This window comes from Pedobacter sp. GW822-FHT03F06, assembly GCF_058801365.1.
In genome coordinates this window covers 263677-285066 of the sequence record NZ_JBXANE010000009.1, presented here as the reverse complement: position 1 = coordinate 285066, position 21390 = coordinate 263677, and the positions used below count along the sequence as shown (strand labels likewise).

The 21390-nt window shown below is 40.4% G+C and carries 13 protein-coding genes; all 13 read right to left on the bottom strand.

What is annotated here, in order from left to right:
* Positions 1-76: 76 nt before the first annotated feature.
* On the bottom strand, positions 77-1483 hold the full coding sequence (locus AC1RJ8_RS17375) for an aminopeptidase P family protein (RefSeq protein WP_492956188.1): 1407 nt from the start codon (positions 1481-1483) through the stop codon (positions 77-79).
* Between the two features lie 841 nt (positions 1484-2324).
* Positions 2325-5090 carry a DUF5695 domain-containing protein gene (locus tag AC1RJ8_RS17370; protein ID WP_492956187.1) on the bottom strand — a complete coding sequence of 922 codons (2766 nt, stop codon included), beginning with the start codon at positions 5088-5090 and terminating at the stop codon, positions 2325-2327.
* A 462-nt stretch (positions 5091-5552) separates the two neighbouring features.
* Positions 5553-7328: an aminopeptidase P family protein gene (locus tag AC1RJ8_RS17365; RefSeq protein ID WP_492956186.1), complete on the bottom strand. Its 1776-nt coding sequence runs from the start codon at positions 7326-7328 to the stop codon at positions 5553-5555.
* Positions 7329-7449: 121 nt separating this feature from the next.
* Entirely contained in the window at positions 7450-7917 is a 468-nt protein-coding gene (locus AC1RJ8_RS17360; RefSeq protein WP_492956185.1) for a hypothetical protein, read from the bottom strand.
* Positions 7914-8402 carry a LytR/AlgR family response regulator transcription factor gene (locus AC1RJ8_RS17355; protein ID WP_492956184.1) on the bottom strand — a complete coding sequence of 163 codons (489 nt, stop codon included), beginning with the start codon at positions 8400-8402 and terminating at the stop codon, positions 7914-7916. The genes AC1RJ8_RS17360 and AC1RJ8_RS17355 overlap by 4 nt, the downstream gene beginning before the upstream one ends.
* 83 nt (positions 8403-8485) lie before the next feature.
* On the bottom strand, positions 8486-9781 hold the full coding sequence (locus AC1RJ8_RS17350) for an esterase-like activity of phytase family protein (RefSeq protein ID WP_492956183.1): 1296 nt from the start codon (positions 9779-9781) through the stop codon (positions 8486-8488).
* 130 nt (positions 9782-9911) lie between these two features.
* Positions 9912-10814 (bottom strand): metallophosphoesterase family protein, encoded by a 903-nt coding sequence (locus AC1RJ8_RS17345; RefSeq protein ID WP_492956182.1) that lies wholly within the window; start codon positions 10812-10814, stop codon positions 9912-9914.
* A 114-nt stretch (positions 10815-10928) separates the two neighbouring features.
* Positions 10929-12791: an alkaline phosphatase gene (locus AC1RJ8_RS17340; protein WP_492956181.1), complete on the bottom strand. Its 1863-nt coding sequence runs from the start codon at positions 12789-12791 to the stop codon at positions 10929-10931.
* Positions 12785-14308 (bottom strand): RagB/SusD family nutrient uptake outer membrane protein, encoded by a 1524-nt coding sequence (locus AC1RJ8_RS17335; RefSeq protein ID WP_492956180.1) that lies wholly within the window; start codon positions 14306-14308, stop codon positions 12785-12787. Before AC1RJ8_RS17335 ends, AC1RJ8_RS17340 begins: the two co-directional genes overlap by 7 nt.
* Positions 14309-14321: 13 nt before the next feature.
* On the bottom strand, positions 14322-17555 hold the full coding sequence (locus AC1RJ8_RS17330) for a SusC/RagA family TonB-linked outer membrane protein (protein WP_492956179.1): 3234 nt from the start codon (positions 17553-17555) through the stop codon (positions 14322-14324).
* Positions 17556-17786: 231 nt separating this feature from the next.
* Positions 17787-18731, bottom strand: a complete 945-nt coding sequence (locus tag AC1RJ8_RS17325) for a FecR family protein (RefSeq protein WP_492956178.1) — start codon at positions 18729-18731, stop codon at positions 17787-17789.
* Positions 18732-18794: 63 nt separating this feature from the next.
* Positions 18795-19358, bottom strand: a complete 564-nt coding sequence (locus tag AC1RJ8_RS17320; RefSeq protein ID WP_492956177.1) for an RNA polymerase sigma-70 factor — start codon at positions 19356-19358, stop codon at positions 18795-18797.
* Between the two features lie 586 nt (positions 19359-19944).
* On the bottom strand, positions 19945-20949 hold the full coding sequence (locus AC1RJ8_RS17315) for an LLM class flavin-dependent oxidoreductase (protein ID WP_492956176.1): 1005 nt from the start codon (positions 20947-20949) through the stop codon (positions 19945-19947).
* Positions 20950-21390: the final 441 nt, after the last annotated feature.

Below are 21390 nucleotides of genomic sequence, written 5' to 3'. Positions count from 1 at the left end.
CCTGCCATCATTTCAAAAATCGAAAAGTCCTGCGCGCCAAAACAAAAAGATTTGTTAATCCCAATAAGCACCTTTGTTAATAAGCCCCACTTCTAATCGATTCGATTTCATTGGTGGTTAAAGCTAAATGTTTACCCAGCATCCTGCTTCCGTTTTCGGTAACCAGAAAATCGTCTTCAACCCTGATACCGCTAAAGTTTCTGAACTGTTCCAATTTATCATAGTTAATGAATTCGGTAAATTGGTTAGCGGCTTTCCAACGGTCTATAAGTTCGGGAATAATATAAACACCTGGCTCTACCGTTAACACATATCCTGCTTCAAGTGCTTTGCCCAACCTCAACGATTTCAATCCGAACTGAGTGGTGTTTTTAGTCAGTTCATCGGTATAACCTACATATTGCTCGCCTAAATCTTCCATATCGTGTACATCTAAGCCCATCATATGACCTGTTCCACATTGAAAGAACATCGCATGCGCACCGGCCTGCACCGCATCGTCGATGTTACCTTTCATCAGGCCAATATCTTTTAAACCCTGTGCCAGCATTTTACACGAAGCCAAATGCACATCTAAATATCTTACCCCCGGTGCCAACATGTTTTTGCCATGCGTATAAGCATTCAATACAATATCATAAACGTCTTTTTGCTCGGCACTAAACTTTTTGCCTACCGGAAAAGTACGGGTAAGATCGCCTGCATAACCTAAAGCTGTTTCTACACCAGAGTCGTTCAAAACCAGCTGACCTTCCTGTAGCTGATTACCATGATAGTGGTTGTGCAAAATTTCGCCACGAACAGTTAGTATAACCGGATAAGCCAGATTACCGCCCCAAGCCAATGCAGCGCCTTGAATTTTTGCGGCAAGTTCGCGTTCGTACATACCAGGTTTTGCCTGTTGCATCACCATTAAATGGATATCGGCCGATATTGCTGCTGCACGGTCTAATTCTTCAATTTCTTCGACAGATTTAATTGATCGTTGTGCTACAACGGCTTTAATAAAACTAAGAGATGCCTTTTCTTTAAGTTGATCGACAGGCAAATTAAGCCAATCAGCCAATTTAATTTTATTTTCTGAACGATAAGGGGGCAAGAAATGAACCTGACGCTTTTTATCCTGGTATTGCTTAAGATAAGTATCCAGCTGTGCTAAAGGCAGAACTTTGGTCAAGCCGGCATCTAAACTTTTTTCTTCAAGTGTTTTCTGTCTGCCCATCCACACGATATCATCAATGCTCATTTCATCGCCAAAAAGGATAACCTGATCTTCATCAAGGTCGATAATAGCGCCCAACGAGGGGTCACTAATCCCGAAATAATATAAAAAGGTACTATCCTGCCTAAAATGGTAGGTATTATCTTTATAGTTCATCGGGCTCTCTTCATTCCCCAAAAAGAGTAATATTCCCGAATTTATCTTTGATTTTAATGCTGCTCTTCGTTGGAGGTAAACTTTCTTTTCAAACATATTTTTCATGTGTTAAGCAAATATCCAAAAAGCCATATTCATTACATCAGAATTAAAATGAATGGATAAAATATGGTTTATATCTGCAAATTATAAGCTATGGTTATGGCACAAAAATCACAATAAATTTCAGGTTAGCGAAAAATAAGGGTAAAATATGCACACTTAAAGGGTAATTAAAGAAAGTTTATGATATCGTTAACAATTTTAGCCGCGGATGGGGGCAATCTATAATGTAAAATCAATATAAATGAGTGAATTTTATGGAGACAAACGGCCTTGAAGTATCGTTATTTTGACCTTAGTAAAGAACCCAAAAGCTTTGCAAAGCAAAATCTTTTAAATTTCATTTCGATAATTTGCTACAAAGATCTCTCCATTGCGTTGCACTCCAGTCGAGATGACGACCCTTAAAGAAATAAGAACAATAAATTAACGAGCCCCACTTTTCAATCAAAATGTTTTTTTATTGGCGATAAAATCGCTTTTCTCACACCATCCTCGTTATTCCAGGGAATCACTTTGCAACAAACAAGAACAATCTAAGCAATTTAAATGGACTATATTATTATTAAATTATATAGCATATTGAAATACAAAATTTTGAATCAATTAATATAAAGTAATAATTTAGCTATAAACAGAACAAAATCAATGGTCTTCAATCTATAAAATACTCCTACTAAATTCAATATTTAACTTTAATAACCTGGAATACAAATAATATAAACATCTTATATCAATTTACAATATTGATAAAGCATATATCCAATTGATTATCAATATTAATTAATAAAAAAAGCCCCGTAAATTTTAGTTCACGGGGCGGAGACAATAGAAAAAACTGATATTATCTTTGAAGAATGATCTCAGTTGTATGTGCTTTTGCAAGTGGAAACTCGTATCCTCCCCTCTTCCTAACGCCACTGCTTTTTACAGTATAAGCACCAACGCCATTAATTTTTGCAGGTTGTAAAAACCTCAATATGGCATTAGGTGTATATTCATTTGCTTTGCTCAGTTTTAGGCGAATTTCGCCATTTACCGTATTATAATTTACCTCATCAATGGTACCCGCATCAAGACTAACCCAAAGGCCCGCAGCAGCAATGTAAACCGATGATTTTGCTGCTGTAGTTAATTTAACATTGATATTATTGCCAGTTTTGTTCAAATTGCCACCGAAAGCTAACCAACCAAATTCGGGGTGTTGTAAGATATACGATGAAGTATTAACCGCATAGCCAAAAAAACCAGATCCATAATCACCCGTAATGCCGTCATTTTTTAAGGTTGATGGATAAGCATGAAATGCTGCAGGCGCAAAACCCTCTTGAGTGATATTGGAAATTGCTCCCAAAAGTCCACCGTAACCAGCACGCAAAAGATAAAAGTCGCCGGGATTTTTACGGTAATCCATTAATACAGGAATGGCATTAAGTGCTGAACCGTAATGATGGATCATCCGTTCGATGCGTGAAAGTTTACCTCCATAAAGAAAATCCCAGTACCGACGGGCATTACCATTATATGCCCAATGCGGCACCACAGGCATATACGCTAATATGGCATCAAGCGTTACATTTGCCTTGTCCTGGTAGCCAAAATAGCTCGACCATACATAAACTTCTTCTTGACCTGTAGAGTCCCAAGGCATCTCACTACCAAATGGATATTGTAACGAACGCCAGTGATTAGCCCGCTTTTTCATTTCATTTTCTAATCTGGCTGCTTCTGCTGTTAGTCCTTCGTTTTTGAGGTCATTTAGGATGAGATAGAAAACTGTACCTTCCATCTGCCCAAACTGTGCATAATAAGGGGCAATGTTAACCATAGCCATACCTGTTTCAGCGGCGTCGATCAGGTGTTGTTTCCAGCTCTGCTCTTCTACCAGGCCACTATAATTACGCGCCAAACGATACATCACCCAATGGGCTGCTGCAACATGCGGATAGTTGTAAGACCGGCCCAGGTTATCAGCTTCTTTTTTGGGCCATGCAGACCATGTTTTAAAATTGATATCTGCAGCATAAGTATCTTTAGGAAGCGAATCTGGTGCATAGTAAAATAAGCTCTTTTTTACACCATATTTCTGAGTACCGTTTTTAAGCTGTATCCGCCCAAACATTACACTATCTACAAATTGTTTCAGTTTATCAACTTCTTCTTTTTTGGGCTGCACCAATTGCTTCATTATTGCGCCCAACCACGAACCTGCACCACCCTCATCGCTTAAACCTGCAATCCATGCCCTATTGTCTTGCGTTACCTGCTGTTGCTTTTCATTATCGTAAGTAATAGCTGAAGGACTTCTTTTAAAAATAGGATCGGCATGGTTAAACCATTGCTTGGTTGTTAAAAAATTGCCATAACCAGCAATCACATCACTTTCGGCTTCAATTACCTTATAATTTATACTTTGCTCCAGGCCATCTTCATAGGTAATAGACAATCTTGCTCTTCCCCAAGTATTTCCCTTTACAGTATAACTTTTCCAACCATTTTTGGTTGAGGCTAATGCACTTACCTGTAGGGCATTTTCGGGCTGAACCTGAATAGTTTTAATCTTTTTAGGGTAGTTAACAAATAATTTTCCCTCTACATCTTTAGGCAGTACATAACCCGGAACCGAGATCGCGACTGGTCGTTTATTTTCAATGAGTTTGTTTTCGATATCTTTTGCTGCTCCAGAAAGGATAAACTGAAGGGCATAACTTCTGGTTTCACCAGGTTTTAAAGTGGTTGAAGTCGGCGTATTCCACTGCTCGGCATTTTTCCATTCGTTTTCTGCATAGGCTTTACTATATACCATCCACTCATAAAAACCTTCAAACGCGATTCCTCTTGGTGTCCGGTCATCATTAAGCGGATTGTAAGCCTCAAACGGCGTATGTCCCAGTGGCGCAACGAGCAAAGAAGGTGCATGCCCACTTAGCCTGGTAACCTGAAGGTAACCGGCATCTTTTCCGATATAAGGATCGTAAAAAACATTTTTCGCATGGGTTTGCTCTAATGTTCTGCCTTCGAGAATATTATCGAAAATCATCGGAATACCTAATGCACCGATTTCTACGTTTTTATTACTCTTGTTTTTCAGTTCGAAGCGGAGCACAAGCTTTCCGTTAAACATTTCCCACATCCGTTTAACCTGCAGCGGGATATCAGCCGGAAGTGTTGCAGCAAGATCGGCAGCAGCGAGTACGTTTTTACCCATAACAATGTTTTTCACAGGGCTTCGTTTTGCGGCTGTGCTGTAGCTTTTCCAGGCTTCTTCGCCAATGGAGCGTAACTTTAAATTGATATCGCCCAAGTGATATAAACCATCTGAGCTACGCACTTTTAAACTGTCGCTGGGTACAAAATCGAAATCTTTAACCATTTTAGGCTGCAGACCTGCTACTGTTTGGGATGACTTAACAAGCTTTAGATTAAATGCTCCTGCATTGTAGGTCGAAAATCCATTTTCCAGTCCCAATGTAGACGGCTTTTTGCCTAAAGCAATCCAAGGCGATTGGGCCAGAACTACCTCAATATTGAGAAAAGATAAAATACAGCAAAATATTGCTTTAAAAGTTATTATGGATAAGGTACTCTTATTTTTTAATTTGAAAATCATAATGACAAAGGAAATTAAGGAATGTGGTTAAATCAAAATTAAAATTTAAAAAATAAAGCAGGCATCGAACTTAAAAATAGCGCAAAATCGGTAAAGAATTGGTGTATTTATGGGGAGTTGGGGCGTGAGACGGTAAGCGGATGGCGGGATCGATGGTGAATAGCAGGAAGTATGACGAACTATACAGGTTATAGGTTCCCGCAGATTACGCAAAGCGCGCAGATTAACACATAAAGGGACCTAGCCCATTAGTACTACGCCAGGTGTCAAAACACGATTGTAGCGGCAGCTCCCGACGTAAAGTCGGAACTACAGCCGAAAGGTACTGACTTTAATTGAAATGCAGGAATTGCTTTCCTATGTCAAATTATTAACCACATAAGAGATATAAGGAAATTTAAGCCGTTTATCACTAAATAGCAATAAAGGTCTTCGACAAGCTCAGACTGACAACACGGATTATTAAATTGGCTTACATTTCTCTTTTAGCCACGCTGCTTCATCTGTTGAAAGAAGTGGCTGAAGCTTCTCAAACACCATTTGATTGTATTGATTTAACCACTCAATCTGATCTGGAGCCAAAAGTGTTTTGTTGATAATCGCGGTATCGATAAAACATAAGGTTAAGGTTTCGAAAGTGAGGAAATCGCCAAATTCACTACTGCCCTTAGCAATACATAAAACCAGGTTTTCGATGCGTACCCCATGTTTTCCAGGGCGATAAATCCCAGGTTCAATGGAGGTTACCATCCCTGGCTTAAAGGCAACATCTACATTGGCCGGACTAATATTCTGAGGTCCTTCGTGTACATTTAGGAAAAAGCCGATACCGTGCCCCGTTCCATGGCCAAAATTTATGGCATATTCCCAGAGTGGTTTTCTACAGATGGAATCGATCTGATAACCTTTGGTACCTTCTGGGAAAATCAGTTTAGAACCTTCAATCAGGCCTTTTAGCACTAAGGTATAATCATCGGCCTGGGTTGATGAGCAGTTACCGATAGGCATTACCCTGGTAATATCGGTCGTACCATACAAATACTGGCCTCCTGAATCGACGAGAAACAAACCATCGGCTGTAATTTCCTGATTGCTTTCTGCTGTTACATTATAATGCGGCAAGGCCCCATTGGCATTGTAACCGGCTATGGTATTAAAACTTAAGCCTACGAAAGAGGCTTGTTCTGCTCTGAATGTGGCCAATTTCTCTGCTGCAGACCATTCTGTAATCTTTTCTTTTCCTAAATGATCTTCCATCCATTTAAAGAACTTGGTTAAAGCAACCCCATCATTTAGCATGGCCTTACGAATGTGGTTAACTTCAGTGTTATTCTTTAAACTTTTTAAGTGTGTGCTTGGATTAATGCCTGAAACGATTTTGACACTTGAAGGCAAGCACTGGTACAAGCCAAAACAAGTGCGTTTAGGGTCGATAAACACCTGCGCGTCTTTTGATAGATTTTTTAATGCCTCAGCCACCTCACCATAGGGATGCAAGGTTACGCCCTGCTGATTTAAAGTATCGATATCTGTTTGCGACAATTTTTGTTTGTCGACAAAGAGTTTTACCGCTGCAGGCGCAATTAAAGCAAAACTTAAAGTTACAGGATTATAATCTACATCTTTTCCCCTTAGGTTAAAAAGCCAGGCAATGTCATCAAGTGATGAAATAAAATGATAATCTGCACCATTTATTTTTAAAGCAGCTCTTACTTGGGTTATTTTAGCGGAAACGGTAAGCCCCGCAGCTTCTTTGCTTATTAAAAAGGCATTTTCTTCTGGCAACCCTGCCCTATCGAGCCAAATGGTGCTGATCAAATCAACGTCAGTTATTTCAATTCCACGCTGGGTTAAACTGTTCTGCATCTGGAGGGCTAAACCTACCGTAATGAGCTGATGGTTAAAACCTACTTTTGCACCCTTTGGCAAAACTTCGAGCAACCAAGCAATATACTCGGGTGTATGCGGTACTTTCAACTTTACCAATTCGTAACCAGTATTGTTTAATTGTGTTTCTGCCTGCGTAAAATATCGCGAATCAGTCCACAGACCAGCAAAATCTTGCGTAATGACCAGCGTGCCAGCCGACCCCGTAAATCCACAGGCAAAGGGAATGGCTTTATAATGTGCCGGTAAATACTCACTGATGTGAGGATCTGCAGCCGTGATAATGTAAGCATCTACTTTTTGAGCAGCCATTAATTGGCGTAAGGCCTGCAATTTTTCTACAAAGGTCATGCTGAGGAAGTTTTTTGTAGGGCCAAATTTAAATATTACATTCACATCAGCGCTTAAAACAAGCAGGAATTAATGTAATTTTTAAAACACTGCTGTATTCCCTTAAAATATTTTGGAAATATTAAACGTATCGATCGACCGCCGGCGCTTTAAGCACCTCATAACAATCTGATTTCCCGAAGCACCTTACTTTAAAAACAAGCGCAGATTCTCTTTGGGCCAGTGCATGGATACCTGGTATAAAGCGTTGTTTAAAACGTTTGGGACAAGCCTCTTTATGGCAGATTATTTCGTAACAGTCTTCATTTTCCACGACTACATCAAGCACATACTTTGGCCACTGTTTTTTAATCAGTTTTGGCAACCAGCTAAATTGCTGCATGTTAATCAAATCCCCCATCCCTTTAATTGCCATTGGAGGAATGCCTTCACCTACTATCTGGGCCCAGCTACCCTCAACTTCATCAATAATCCCCAGTACTTTACATCCAGACAGCACCAACCATGGGTCTCCCATGCTGGCCCGCATTAACTGATAGGATACATCTTCTAAAAATTCCTGTTTAAAAGGGTAAGCAAGTTCGATCATAAGCTATTTTCAATTGTTATCGGCAAATTATTAAGTCGTATCAGTTTATCAATCGTCCCAGCAAAACGTTTCATTGAGATCGGTTTACCAAGATAACATTCAAAGCTGGAATCTATTTTTCTCACCTCATTTTCGAGGTGGGCGGACGCATAGATCACAAACCTGGCTTTTGAGCGGAGATGCTGAGATAATTCAGTGCCCTTCATTCCATCCATATCTATATCTAAAAAAAGAAAATCGATTTTATCGCCGGCACTAATTGTTTTTAAGGCATCAAAGGGGTTATTAAAGGCGCTAAACAGTTTTAAAAAACGGACACCTCCAATATAATCATGGAGTAAATCAATCGCGTGCTGTTCATCATCAACAATTGCACAGCTATAATACATAGGCAAATTAAGATAGGCTGTACAAAGCTTAACAATGTAAACTTCAATTCCTATTACCAGGCACAAAAAGGGTAAAAGTACGGTAGTAATGAGCATACTAATAAGACAATATATCACAACTTGTACCTTATTTCATGATATAAATTAGCCATGAGTCAATTGACACATGGCTAAATCCTTTAAAGCTTAATTTTAACAAAGTATAAACGGTTTCTATCAACCGAATTTGTTAAAGGCAATATTTTTTGTGCAAAACCACTTGCTCCATTATCCACCACACCAAAATCATCATCGTTAGAAATTACGAGGATATTGCCAGGCAGTAAGGCTAAACCTTCTGCTTTATCGTGCGGATAAATGGAAGGCAGATCTTTCAACAGGTCTAAAACAATGGTTTTGCTTACCGGGGTAATTCCCGCTGTGCTCAAACCTGCTGCATTGTTCAATTCTTCCACGGTTTTGCCACCATAAAGTTTTCCTGTTGCACCATTGCCGGAATCAGAAATATCGGTAGCACCGCTCAGGTCTATTTTAAAAACTTTTTTAAATGTTGCCGGGTTGCTTGCTGCGCCGCCATACAATCCATCACGTTCTATGGTTAGGAAAGTAGTACTGTTAACGGCAACAATATCGCTCACGCCTGTTAAAGTAGCGTTATCCATCAGGTAAGCATATTGCTTGGTTGCTCCGCTTGCGATATCAAAAGTCAAAATTCTTAATACCACCGAATTAGCAACTGCAGCTTTAGACGGATTGTACATTGGCGACTGCATCATGCCTACCAAAGTTTTTCCATCTGGGGTAATGGCCAAACCTTCCATGCCACGGTTTGCTCTTCTATTGGCAAATACAGCTGGAATAGTACGCCCACCGGTTCCTGTTCCAAATGGATTAATGCGCTCTATTGTTTTACCTGAGGCATCTAAATGTACAATATGCGGGCCATATTCATCACTGATCCAAAATGAGCCATCAGCTGCCCTTACCAAACCTTCTGAGTCGATCCCATCGGCACTTGGGGCAATCACTTGTCCGTTTAAGTCGTAAGCAGTTTCACCGGAAGCCCCCATTCCCGCAGGGTTTGGAAGTCCGTTTAATTTGTTACCAGATGCATTTTTAAGTTCGATGGTTTGTTCGAGCACCAATTTCCCATCTTTCAACCTGAATTTTCCTATCTGTGGATCAAAATCAGGTTTTCCGATGATGATGGAGTTCGCGAGCTGTCCGGCAACATTCGAACCCCTATCGGTTAGCATATAAAAAACATCCGGCGAGTTGGGATCGGCGGCAACTGCTGATCCAAAACCTCCGTTGTACACTTTTACGCCAGCAGCAGTTGTGAAAAGCACCGAAGGATCTGAAACTTCAGCCATTGCTGGGTAAGTAAAATCTGCTGGTCTTTCGTCGTGGTTCTTTTTGCACGATACCATACAAATAGATATCGCTACTATTAAAGTAAGTAGTTCTTTCTTCATTTAATTTTTTTGAACAAAGCAAGGATCTAGATGTGAAGGCAATGTTAAGGGAATAACAAGAATAGTAATTGACTGATATCCCTGCTAAAAAGACCCTGAAACAAGTTCAGGGTGACGACTTCTTCATACATCAATAATTAACATATTGCTCTTCAAAACTGCCATCAGCGTATAAATCGACCAATCCATAACCTGGTGCGGTTTCTCTTCTGTTGCCTTCCCACCAGGCACCTGATACGGCACCATTACAAAGATAGGTAACACCGTTGTAAACCACTTTATCGCGCATATGCAGGTGGCCACTTAAACACAGTTTTACATTAGGGTGTTGATAAAAAAGATTGATAATTTTGCTCGTATCGGTATGCATATCGCCACCCAACATGGTCCATTTGTTTACAATGTCATCTTCAATCATTAAAAGTGCAGTTAGGATTGGAATGTGCGACATCACCATTACAGGCATTTCAGCATTTGTTGTTTCGAGTTCGTCTTTAAGCCATGCCAACTGTTCGTCGCCCAATTTCCCAATATACCAGGTATTGTCGATATCCAGATGGGTACTATCCAGCACAATAATCTTCCATCCGTTCTTCACCAAACTATAATAAGGCTTAACCAGCTGCAATTTATCCATGGCATATTTCTTCCCGTAAAAAACATCGCCTTTGGTGTTTTCGTTCCACCAGATATCGTGATTGCCCAAACAGTAATGCACAGGAAGGTTACATTCGTTCCTCATCGTCTCTTTTACCAGTTTCCATTGATCGTTAATGGTGCCGATGTTTTCTTTATTCATATCAAAAACGATATCTCCACCGTTTAAAACCAGGTCTATCTTAGGTGATTGCGACTGTAAATGGTGCAGGCATTTAACAAATCTGGCGGGCGCATTAAATTGATTTTTAAGATGGACATCAGTGATGTGTGCCACTCTTAGCACCGGTTTTTTATCGGCTGCCGCCGAAAATGTAGGCAGCGTTGGCAGTAAAAACAGGCCGCCTATATGCTTAAGTGCGGATCTTCTTTCCATAACATTCTTTTTATTGTTTCAAAATTAGCGCTGCCACGTTACTTTAACGTTAAGAAAAAGCGGTGCTGTGGATATACAGACACCGCTATGCAGATTTTGGTATTTTTTAAAGATTTATTGAGTTTTCTTTAAACGATAAGCTTCGATGATTTTATAAAAAATCTGATGGTTTGGATATACTCCCATAAAGGCATCTGAACCAGGACCGTAAGCAAATACAGGTACCATGATATTGGTATGATCGTCTGTACTGAAATTGCCACGAACGGTTCCTTTTCTATAAGAGGCATCCAGAAGTGATAGTCCTCCAGTTTCATGATCGGCAGTTACGATTACCAAAGTTTCGCCGTCCCGATCGGCAAACTTTAAGGCTTCACCCACCAGGCGGTCGAAATCTTGTTGTTCGGTTACCGCGAAAGGCAAATCGTTTGCGTGCCCGCCATGATCAATCTGTGCCCCTTCTGCCATGATGAAAAATCCTTTTTTATTTTTCGAGAGCAATTCAACCGTTTTTAAGAACGAAGTCTTCAGCATTTCTCCCCGGCCATCCAATACTTTCCGCGTAGCAGAATCGTCTAAAAGTACTATTTGCTTATCCGCATTTGAGGCAACAAAACTTTTTAGGTCGTTGTGCAGTGTATAACCTTTGGCCGAGATTTTATCCATCAGTTTTTGATCTGGGTTCTCGGTAAAACTTTTGCGTTTCGAACCAACTAGAATATTAACATGGCTATTCTGAAAATCGGCCGCAATTTCCTTCGTCATAGATCGTTCAAGCTGATGCGCATAAAATGCGGCAGGTGTAGCATCGGTAATATCGCCACTGCTGATGATCCCACTTGTAAGACCATAAGGAGCCAATATATCAGGAATAGACTGAAGTGCTTTACCTGTAGAATCGACACTGATATAACGGTTATTGGTTTTATGCCCTGTAGCCATAGCCGTTGCACCTGCTGCAGAATCAGTAAAATCAGAATTGGAAGCTTCGGTACGCGAAAGGCCAAGATGTTTAATCGTGATGATGTTGGATTGACCAAAATTAGCACTCAAGCCTGCCTGAATCTGTGCCAGTCCCATTCCATCCCCTATTAAAAGAATTACATTTTTGGCTTTGCTTTTTAATCCGTCGCTTTTGTAGGTTGGCTGATAAGGTATATAAGCCTTTAAACTGTTATATTCGAGCTTAGCCCGGTTCTGATAAAAATCTTTTAACAGTGCCGGACGATCGGTTCCGATCCAATCAACTCCCATATGCTCCAGTTCTTTCCAGCTGTTCGGACTATCTTTGGTTGCCCAAAAACGGAAAGGTTTACCTAATGCATGTACCTTAGCAATCACCGCTTTCATTTTTTCTAAATCGGTTGGTGTTGGAGTACCTTTTCCATTCCATACCGAATAATGAGAAATATCATCGCTGATCATCCCAATATGCTTTAACTGATCGCTTGTGTATTGATTTGCGGGACGGCCATCGAAACTGATAATCGATGGATAATCCTTAAACTTTTCGGCGGGCGGAACAGCTCCACTCATTACAATTTTAATGGCTGAAGCATTGATCCCTTGATCGAAAACAGATTCATTACCTTTTAAATCGGTTAATAATTTCGGAATTACGTGTTCATAATCCTCTTTTATATCGATTACCAGCTGAAGTTTCTGCTTCGGATCTGGATATGGATGGTTGGCATGATCTTTAAAAAATGCCACCAATGGATCGATATATAATTTTTTCAATGTTTTGCCTGAGGTGATTTCGCTGCTATCGTGGGCAACAAACAATTCTCCATTACGGTAAAACACATCTGCTTCAATAGATCCCATACCAGCATAATAAGCCTCCAATAAAGGAATCTGCTGCTTATAATCATTATGACTGTGTCCGTTACCGGTATTCAGTTTCTGCTGGGCAGAAACTGAATGTATACCTAAACCCAATAATAAGAAGAGAATCAGTTTATTTGCTTTTACCATCCTGGATTTTGTTTAATTACGCCTGCACTATTATCAATTTCTCTTTGTGGTATGGCCCAAACATCGTGTACCTGTGGGTTGAATGTTCTGGCCGGCCAGATTACAGTTCCATCAAAATCGTGTAAAGGTTTGGCATAAGCTGCCTGAGCATCACCCCATCTTACTAAATCACGGTGACGATCGGCCCACTCTCCCGCAAGCTCGTTACGGCGTTCGCGTTTAAGGTCGTCGATAGTCATTCCTGTTTTGGCGCCTAAACCTGCGCGTAGCCTAATTTTGTTCAGTTCGGTATCGCCTGCGCCTGCACCGCTAAGGTTAATTGCGGCTTCTGCTTTAATCAGCAATACTTCGGCATAACGCATTAAGGGCACATTTAAATCTGTTGTACCATTGTCTCCATTCGGATTAACATGTGTTGGAATTGGGTTGGCATATGAAAACGGCTCCATATATTTTTTAAACTGGTAATTTGAAGTTGCTCCTCCATCTTTAGTAAAGCTACGCTCGGCACCAAAAAACATAAATTTATCTCCAGGTTTCAAAATAGTAGCTTCACGGCGCTGATCGCCAGTTTCGTAAGAATCGTAAAGTTCTTTGGTTGGCAGATAATAACCCCATCCGTTATAAATACCCCATGCTTTGTTGGTTAACATTACACCAGGGAGCTTGCTTCCCCAGCCTGTTCCGCCACCGCTTGGCGTACAAACTACAGACCAGATATATTCTTTAGACCAGTTATTTGAAGCCTTAAAAACATCGGCAAAACCCGTATTAATTAAATCATGCTGACCTGAAGTGATGACCATATCAGCATATTTAGCAGCATTGGCATAATCTTTTTTGTACAGATACACTTTAGATAGGTATGCCCAGGCAGCCGTTTTATGTGCTTTACCGTAATCAGCAGGTTTCATTGCCGAAAACAAGGGAAGGTTATCGGCTGCTTTTAATAAAAGTGAAATGATATAATCGTAGTTTTCATTCACATTTTTTGCACGGGCAATCGGTTGTGAAGGATCACTCTCTGGTGTTACGATCGGCACTCCGGCTTTATCGTTACCATAATTGGCAGCCAACTGGAAATAAACCAGTCCGGCGTTAAAATAAGCATCGCCTATGATCTGTTTTTTCAAGTTTTCATCCATTGTGATGGCTGGCACATTGATAATAATATCGTTGGCACGTTTAATAATGGCATAACGCATGCTCCATTGGGTTTCGGTATAACCTCCGCCAACATAGGTACGGTTAAAATTTTTGATATTATCGGCCTCTGGTTTGTTACGTCCGGTAACCATATCATCGCTGGCATTGATAAACCAGAACATCCCACGACCGTAAAAGTCTTCCGCATTGTAATTTTCATACATTCCAGCTTCTGCTTTTATGGCATCCTCTTTGGTTTTCCAGAAGTTCTGAGCAGATGGAGATCCTTCAGGTACAATATCAAGCTCTTTTGTACATGAAGAGAAAAAAGCAAGGGCGGCAAATGCCATATATTTAAAATTTGTTTTCATTGTTGTTTTGTGATTATAGATTTACACTTAAACCAAGGATAAAGCTTCTTGCCTGCGGATAACGACCAACATCCAATCCGTTATTGTCCATTCCGATTTCCGGATCAAAGCCTGAATAATCGGTAATGGTAAAGAGGTTGTTTGCCGTAGCATAAATTCTTACCGCTCCGGTTTTTAATTTATTGGTCAACGATTTTGGCAAACTGTAACCCAGGGTTACATTTCGGATACGCAGGTAAGAACCATTTTCGATATAAAAATCGGAAGCATTAAAGTTTCCATTGGCATCACTTGTCGAAATGATGGGCACTTTACCGCCTGGGTTTTCTGGCGACCAGGCATCAAGGATACCGGTCAGTTTGTTATAAGATGGTCCGCTGGCACTATAGGTAGTACGTTTTACCGCATTAAACAATTTATTACCCTGTACACCTTGCGCAAAAATATTGAAATCGAAATTTTTATAACTTGCATTAAAGCTCAATCCATAGGAGAAATCAGGGTAAGCACTGCCAGCGAAATAACGGTCTTTACCATCAATTGATCCGTCGCCGTTGATATCAACAAATTTAAAATCACCTGCTTTTGCATTTGGTTGAATCTTAGTTCCCTTCGCATTTTTATAGTTATCGGCCTCTGCCTGACTCTGAAAAATACCATCTGTTTTTAGCACGTAGTAACTGTACAAAGGCTGGCCAACCCTAATGGTAAGCGGCGCAAGCTCGTTACGGAAGTTGGTCCCCACAGCAATGTTTTCCAATCCTGGCGCCAGTTCCTGTACTTTGTTGTTTATTTTGGTTAAAGTAGCGTTTACACTATAGGTAAATGCTGCATTTTTATCGCTATTATAAGTTAAACCCAGTTCTATACCTTTATCTTTTACAATACCAGCATTTATGGTCTGCGTATTTAAACCTGCTGTTCCAGGTAGCGACCTGGTTAAGATCATCTTATTGGTCTCTTTGATAAAATAATCGGCATTAAGGCTTAATCTGCCCAAAACTGCCATATCAATACCAAAGTTTGTTTGTTTTGATTCTGCCCATGTTAAATCTTTGTTGGCTAAAACAGTCTGTACATAACCATTCTGTAAAGTTGGTGTTTGCCCGAAATAACTTTGTGTGGCACTTAACAATGGATTTACGGCAGAAGCATTAAGCGATCCTAAATTACCCAATATACCATAACTGCCCCTTAGTTTCAGTTCGTTTAACCAGGTTGCGTTTTTAAGAAAATCTTCTTTACTCACTACCCAGCCTAACGAAGCTGAACCATAATTTTTGGTCCTGTTATTTTTACTTAACAGCGATGATCCATCACGACGGCCAATAAGCGACAATAAATATTTCTCTTTGTAATTATAATTGGCCCTTAAAAACAATGAAGAAAGAGCCTGTTCATACATCCCGCTAACCGACGGCTGAATAACTGTTGCGTTAACCAGGTATCTGTATTGAGGCGATTCGTCGTCAAAACCTGCTCCTGAAGCTGACAAGCTATTGCTTTTAGTTTTCTGGAAAGAATAACCACCGGTAAGATCTAGTTGGTGGCTACCAAAGGTTGCTTTATAACTTAAAACCTGCTCGGCAAGAAAATCGTTAGCACGACTGCTGCTTTCCTGTAAACTATTGCTTAATACCGGTTTTCCTACCTCAGGCCTTTTAGGCGTAAAGCTTTTAAATGCCGCATCTGTTTTGGTGATGCTTAAGTTAGACCTAAAAGTTAAACCCTTTGCTAGTTTAATGTTGGCATAAGGATTAACCACAAGCACATTTACAGGATTATTGATATCTATACGTTGCAGATCGGCAACTGGATTAACGATATCGCCATAATCGCCTGCATACTGTCCGCCAGGTAAACCGGCAAAGCTGCCATCGGCGTTATATGGTGTTCCGTTGGTTGGATAATAAATAGCTGAAAGTAAAGCACCGGTATAATCGCTGCTGGTGTTTGCTCCGTTTCCGTTGGTACTGCTATACGAAAGGTTTTCGCCCACTTTTAACCAATTGGTTACCTCATGTTCGGTATTGATCCTGAAATTGTAACGTTTAGTTTTGGTATTTAACACAATACCTTCCGCATTACGGTAATTAAAACTCAGGTAATAATTAGATTTTTCGCTGCCACCGTTTATTGCTGCATTGTAATCCTGTAACAATCCATCTCTAAAAACTTCGTCCATCCAGTTGGTACGCGTAATCTGTCCATCAGGATATTTCGAAATATCAAAAGCTGGTAATATGGTTGTCCCACCGTTTTTGGCAGCAGTTGCCGCCACCTGTGCACGTTGCTGGGCATTTAATGGTTCCAATTTTCTCCAGGCACTTTGTTGTCCTACTTTGGCATCGAAACTAATCTGCATTTTACCACTCTTTCCTTTTTTAGTTGTGACCAATACCACACCGCCTGATGCCCTGGCACCGTAAATTGCCGCAGATGCATCTTTTAACACCGAAATAGATTCGATATCGTTTGGATTAAGCTGTGGTGTACCTGAAAATATAGACCCATCGATGACATACAATACATTTTCTCCGTTAATCCCTCCCGCACCGCGGATATTGATACGTGGAGCAGAAGTTGGATCACCACCCTCGTTAGTTACAATTACCCCTGGTGATTTTCCGGCCAGTACCTCTCCTACACTATTTAATGAGCGCGAAGAAAGTTTATCCAGACCAACAATGCTGATTGCTCCGGTAAGGGTTTCTTTTTTCTGTGTACCGTAACCCACAACCACCACATCAGCAAGCATGGAACGTTCTTCGCTCAACACCATATTAATGACCTGATTTTCACCTACTTTTACTTCTTTGGTGCGGTAACCGATCATCGAGAACGATAATACCGCATCAGTACCTACTTCAAGGCGGTAAGCACCATTTCCATCGGTTATGGTCCCGCTTTGTGTGCCCAATACCTTTACGGAAACGCCTGGTAATGACATACCGGTCGAATCTTTTACTATTCCCGTAATAATCCGGTCTGGTTTATTCTGGATGGCATTGTTTAAAATTACATATTCGCCTTTTTCTAAAACCTGTAATCCAAGCCTATCCAATAGTGACCTTACTGGCTCCGTGGTAAAATTGCCACTTACAAACATGTTTTTTTGTTGTAACTGATCGGGATTGTAAACAAAGCTTAGTCCGGTGCGCGATTCTATTTCTTTGATAATTTCGGTCATTTTACGGCCTTTGTTTAGCGTAATGCTGACAGTAGTTCTCGCTAACTTTTGTGCCATACCAGCCGATGCCAGGATTGAGCTGCAAAATATGCAGAGAATTGAAAATGTTAAACATGAGTATTTCATGATCTTATAAAGAGCTGATGTCCTCTTAGCGGAGGTTGGTTTCATTTGTTTGATTTGTTTTTTTTTTAAAGCTTTTAATTATGCTGGCCTTTTGGCCGGAAAGAAAATTACGGTGGCCAGTCTAACCGGCACCGCTAAGTATTTCTATATTACCTGCTCATCTCATCTGTATATAATAAATGTTTTATGATTTTTTGATCCGTTGAATTTTAGGTGGTGCAGGCTGCAGATGATATCCAAAATCTCGTCGGGCGATTGCCTGCTGCTGAAAACGGCTGTGCTTTTAAGTTTGCTCAAAGCGCTATCGCTCAGCGAAATCTTAATGCTGTACACATATTGGAGTTTGTTGATTATCTGTTCTAAGCTTGCTCCGTCAAAAGCGAGTTCGATATAGGCTGCAGATTTGCTTTTGCCAATATCAGCTCGACCAGCTTTTTTATCATAGATTAAAAATTCGTCTTTAATCAATGTGCCCAGTTTTACTTTTTTGTTGTTTACGGCAACCTTCCCGGTAATTACGGCAACTTCGATATGTCTGCTGGCCTGATAGGACTTAATCTTGAAAGAGGTACCGAGCACTTTGATATCGACACCCGATGTGGTGTGAACCGTAAATGGCCTTTTTTCCTGGTGGGCTATATCAAAAAAAGCTTCACCTTCTTTTAATGCAATCTGGCGGTTGGTTGAAGCAAAGGTTTTAGGATAGCAGAGTTTTGCAGAGGGGCCTAACAAAACCACCGAACCATCTGATAAAGTAACGCGCTTCCGTTCTGTACTTCCGGTAACTACGGTAACCTGATTTTCAAGCTTCGCTTTGGTATTGAGCTTCCAAATGCTTATTCCCAGTGTAATGATGATGAGTATGGTGGCAGCAACCCTGATAAAAGTCTGTAGTTTGAATACTTTGCCATGTTTTGGCTTTTGGCGCATAGCCGCCTGAACGCGAACAAGCATTTGCGCTCCTATAGCTATTTTGCGATCGGCTGCCAATTCAAAATTTTCCTGATGGAGCCTGGCATACCACTCTTCAACTTTTTTTTGCTCTTGCGGACTTGCCTGCTTATCGAGATATTTCTGCAGCAGTTCTTTTGCCTGTTCTTCTGTCATTTAAATACATGTCAGTTGAAAAGCAGATCGGTACTAACCAAGAATGTTATCTATAAATTAACTTTATGTTAAGCCGATTAAAGCCGCAACGAACAGGATATAGGAAAGGCTTTTTTTAAGCAATTTTAACGCTGCAGAAATCTGGTTTTTTACTGTTTGGACCGAAATATCAAGTTCTGAAGCTATTTCTTTGATGGATTTTTCCTGTTTTCTGCTCATTGAGAATACCAATTGCATTTTTTCGGGTAAAAGCGCAATCGCCGCATCAACTTCTGAATGCAGCTCTTTTAAAATCAGTTTATCATCTGCCGCCGCCATATGCTGCTCACCCATTAGTAGTTTAAGCGCGTGTTGGTGTTGTTCTTTTATATTGCCCGATCTGAAATAATTAATCACCTTATATTTCACCGCACCATGCAGGTAAGCGCCAAGACTTCCCGTTAGGTTAATTGCTGTTCGGTTCTCCCAAAGGGATATGAAAATTTCCTGGGTAATGTCCTGCGCCAGCGCTTCATCGCCCATTTTTTTCAGCGCAACATCAAAAACATCCTCCCAGTAGATCCGGTAGATCGCCTCCATAGCCTGATGATCTCCAAGCTGTAAAGATAAAAATAATGAATTGTCCAAAGGATGCCGCTTTATAAAGGGCAAAGCTAAGGGGCCAATATTCCCTTAGTATTAACAAATCTTAAAGAGTAGATGATGGAGAATAGACAGGATTCTGCTTGCATCTCCCACATCTTCAATAAAACGGTTGTCATCTCGACTGGAACGCAGTGAAATGGAGAGATCTATGTCAATAGATTTAACTCCACCGAGCTTTCGGGTTTTCGACTGCGTTGCCTTAGCTGTGCGTAGCGTTCCGAAGGGCTCCATGGACAACACAATGGAAAAGAGTCTCTGACTCGGTATTAAAATCATTGAGTTGTTAAACTCTCCATCCGTAGTGACACTGCGTTTAACACTACGGATAGAATGTACCCCTTTGTGACCTTTTTCTCTGTAAACTGGGTGGTTAATTATGGAAAATGTAAGATGGAAAATGGACAGGACTCTGCGCATATTCGATATCTTCAATAAAATGGTCATCATCTCAACTGGAGTGCAATGGAATGGAGATATCTACCTCGATAGATAGATTTCTCGACTGCGTTGCACTCCGCTCGAAATGACGAATCATGAAGGAGACATATTCGCAATGACTCCTAATCAATTACTTAAATAATCCTGCAAAAATTTTATTTGAATGCAATTTTGCCTGATGATCGTAAATATGCGAGGTGCTCATAATCTCGTTTACGCCATATTTTGCAACAAAAGCTTCTAAATTTTCTTTAATGGTTTCGGCACTCCCAATAAAAGAATAATACAACATTTGTTCTACAGCTTCTTTTTCCAACTGATCCCAATAAACATTAATATCGTCTACTGCAGGTTTCAATAATTCTCTTTTGCCTGTAATTACACCGAGGAACATGCGTTTTACAGAGCTTGATAAACGTTCAGCTTCTGCGTCGGTATCGGCAGCAACCACATTTACACAGGCCATTACATAAGGTTCCTGTAAAAATGGGGATGGCTTAAAGTTATTTCTATAGATGGCGATAGCCTGTTCGAAATAAGCTGGTGCAAAATGACTTGCAAAAGCATAAGGAAGGCCTTTTTCTGCTGCTAATCGGGCGCTATCTGTACTCGAACCCAAAATCCAGATCGGAATATCCAATCCTTCTCCCGGAATGGCTCTTACACTCGCACGATTATTACCTGCAGAGAAAAACTGCTGTAGCTTGTCAATATCTCTGGGAAAACTATGAACAGCACTAAAGTTTTCGCCACGGATAGCCATTGCCGTAACCTGATCGGTTCCAGGTGCCCTGCCTAAGCCCAGATCGATACGGTTGGGATAAAGAGAAGCCAAAGTACCAAATTGTTCGGCAACAATTAAGGGTGCATGATTGGGTAGCATAATGCCTCCAGAGCCTACGCGGATGCTATTGGTGCCACCAGCAATATACCCAATAAGCACCGCCGTTGCCGAACTGGCAACACCGGCCATATTATGATGTTCGGCAAACCAGTAACGTCTATAACCTAAAGTTTCAGACTGTTTAGCTAAATCGAGGCTTGTTTTAAAGGTATCTGCAGCAGTAAAACCATCTAACACGGTTGCAAGATCGAGAACGGAATAAGGAATATTTTTCAATAAGTGATCAGCCATAAATTAATAGGAATAAAATCTATGCTGCAAAAATATCTTTAATAAAACCAAGTCTGGTTTATCTGAATATATATGACGTTTAACCAACACTAAGGAGTATATTGGGTATTAGCAGGGAATCTATGCAAAATGAAAACACGATCAGACAACCAGAACTACACAGGTGTAGGAGTATATATATTATTGTAACAAAATGTACAAATCAGCGCTCTTAGCTTGATTAAAACTTGTAATTCGATTAGCAAAACCACAAAAGGCGAGTATATTTTTTACAGGTATTCTAGCATATTTTTATGGATTGTAGCTATTGCCCGCATCTTGTAACTTAATTGACACATTTTTGCGTTAAATTAGTAAATAAGAAAGGAATTTAAATTAATCCGTACAGATAGTACCCTTTTCGGTACGAAAAGGCGTAATTTCGTTATAAGAGAAACAGAT

Bases quoted from the DNA above. Each gene is read 5' to 3' on its own strand.
- AC1RJ8_RS17370 (WP_492956187.1), bottom strand. From the start codon at position 5,090: ATGATTTTCAAATTAAAAAATAAGAGTACCTTATCCATAATAACTTTT.
- AC1RJ8_RS17315 (WP_492956176.1), bottom strand. From the start codon at position 20,949: ATGGCTGATCACTTATTGAAAAATATTCCTTATTCCGTTCTCGATCTT.
- AC1RJ8_RS17335 (WP_492956180.1), bottom strand. From the start codon at position 14,308: ATGAAAACAAATTTTAAATATATGGCATTTGCCGCCCTTGCTTTTTTC.
- AC1RJ8_RS17360 (WP_492956185.1), bottom strand. From the start codon at position 7,917: ATGATCGAACTTGCTTACCCTTTTAAACAGGAATTTTTAGAAGATGTA.
- AC1RJ8_RS17345 (WP_492956182.1), bottom strand. From the start codon at position 10,814: ATGGAAAGAAGATCCGCACTTAAGCATATAGGCGGCCTGTTTTTACTG.
- AC1RJ8_RS17325 (WP_492956178.1), bottom strand. From the start codon at position 18,731: ATGACAGAAGAACAGGCAAAAGAACTGCTGCAGAAATATCTCGATAAG.
- AC1RJ8_RS17365 (WP_492956186.1), bottom strand. From the start codon at position 7,328: ATGACCTTTGTAGAAAAATTGCAGGCCTTACGCCAATTAATGGCTGCT.
- AC1RJ8_RS17340 (WP_492956181.1), bottom strand. From the start codon at position 12,791: ATGGTAAAAGCAAATAAACTGATTCTCTTCTTATTATTGGGTTTAGGT.
- AC1RJ8_RS17330 (WP_492956179.1), bottom strand. From the start codon at position 17,555: ATGGCACAAAAGTTAGCGAGAACTACTGTCAGCATTACGCTAAACAAA.
- AC1RJ8_RS17355 (WP_492956184.1), bottom strand. From the start codon at position 8,402: ATGCTCATTACTACCGTACTTTTACCCTTTTTGTGCCTGGTAATAGGA.
- AC1RJ8_RS17375 (WP_492956188.1), bottom strand. From the start codon at position 1,483: ATGAAAAATATGTTTGAAAAGAAAGTTTACCTCCAACGAAGAGCAGCA.
- AC1RJ8_RS17350 (WP_492956183.1), bottom strand. From the start codon at position 9,781: ATGAAGAAAGAACTACTTACTTTAATAGTAGCGATATCTATTTGTATG.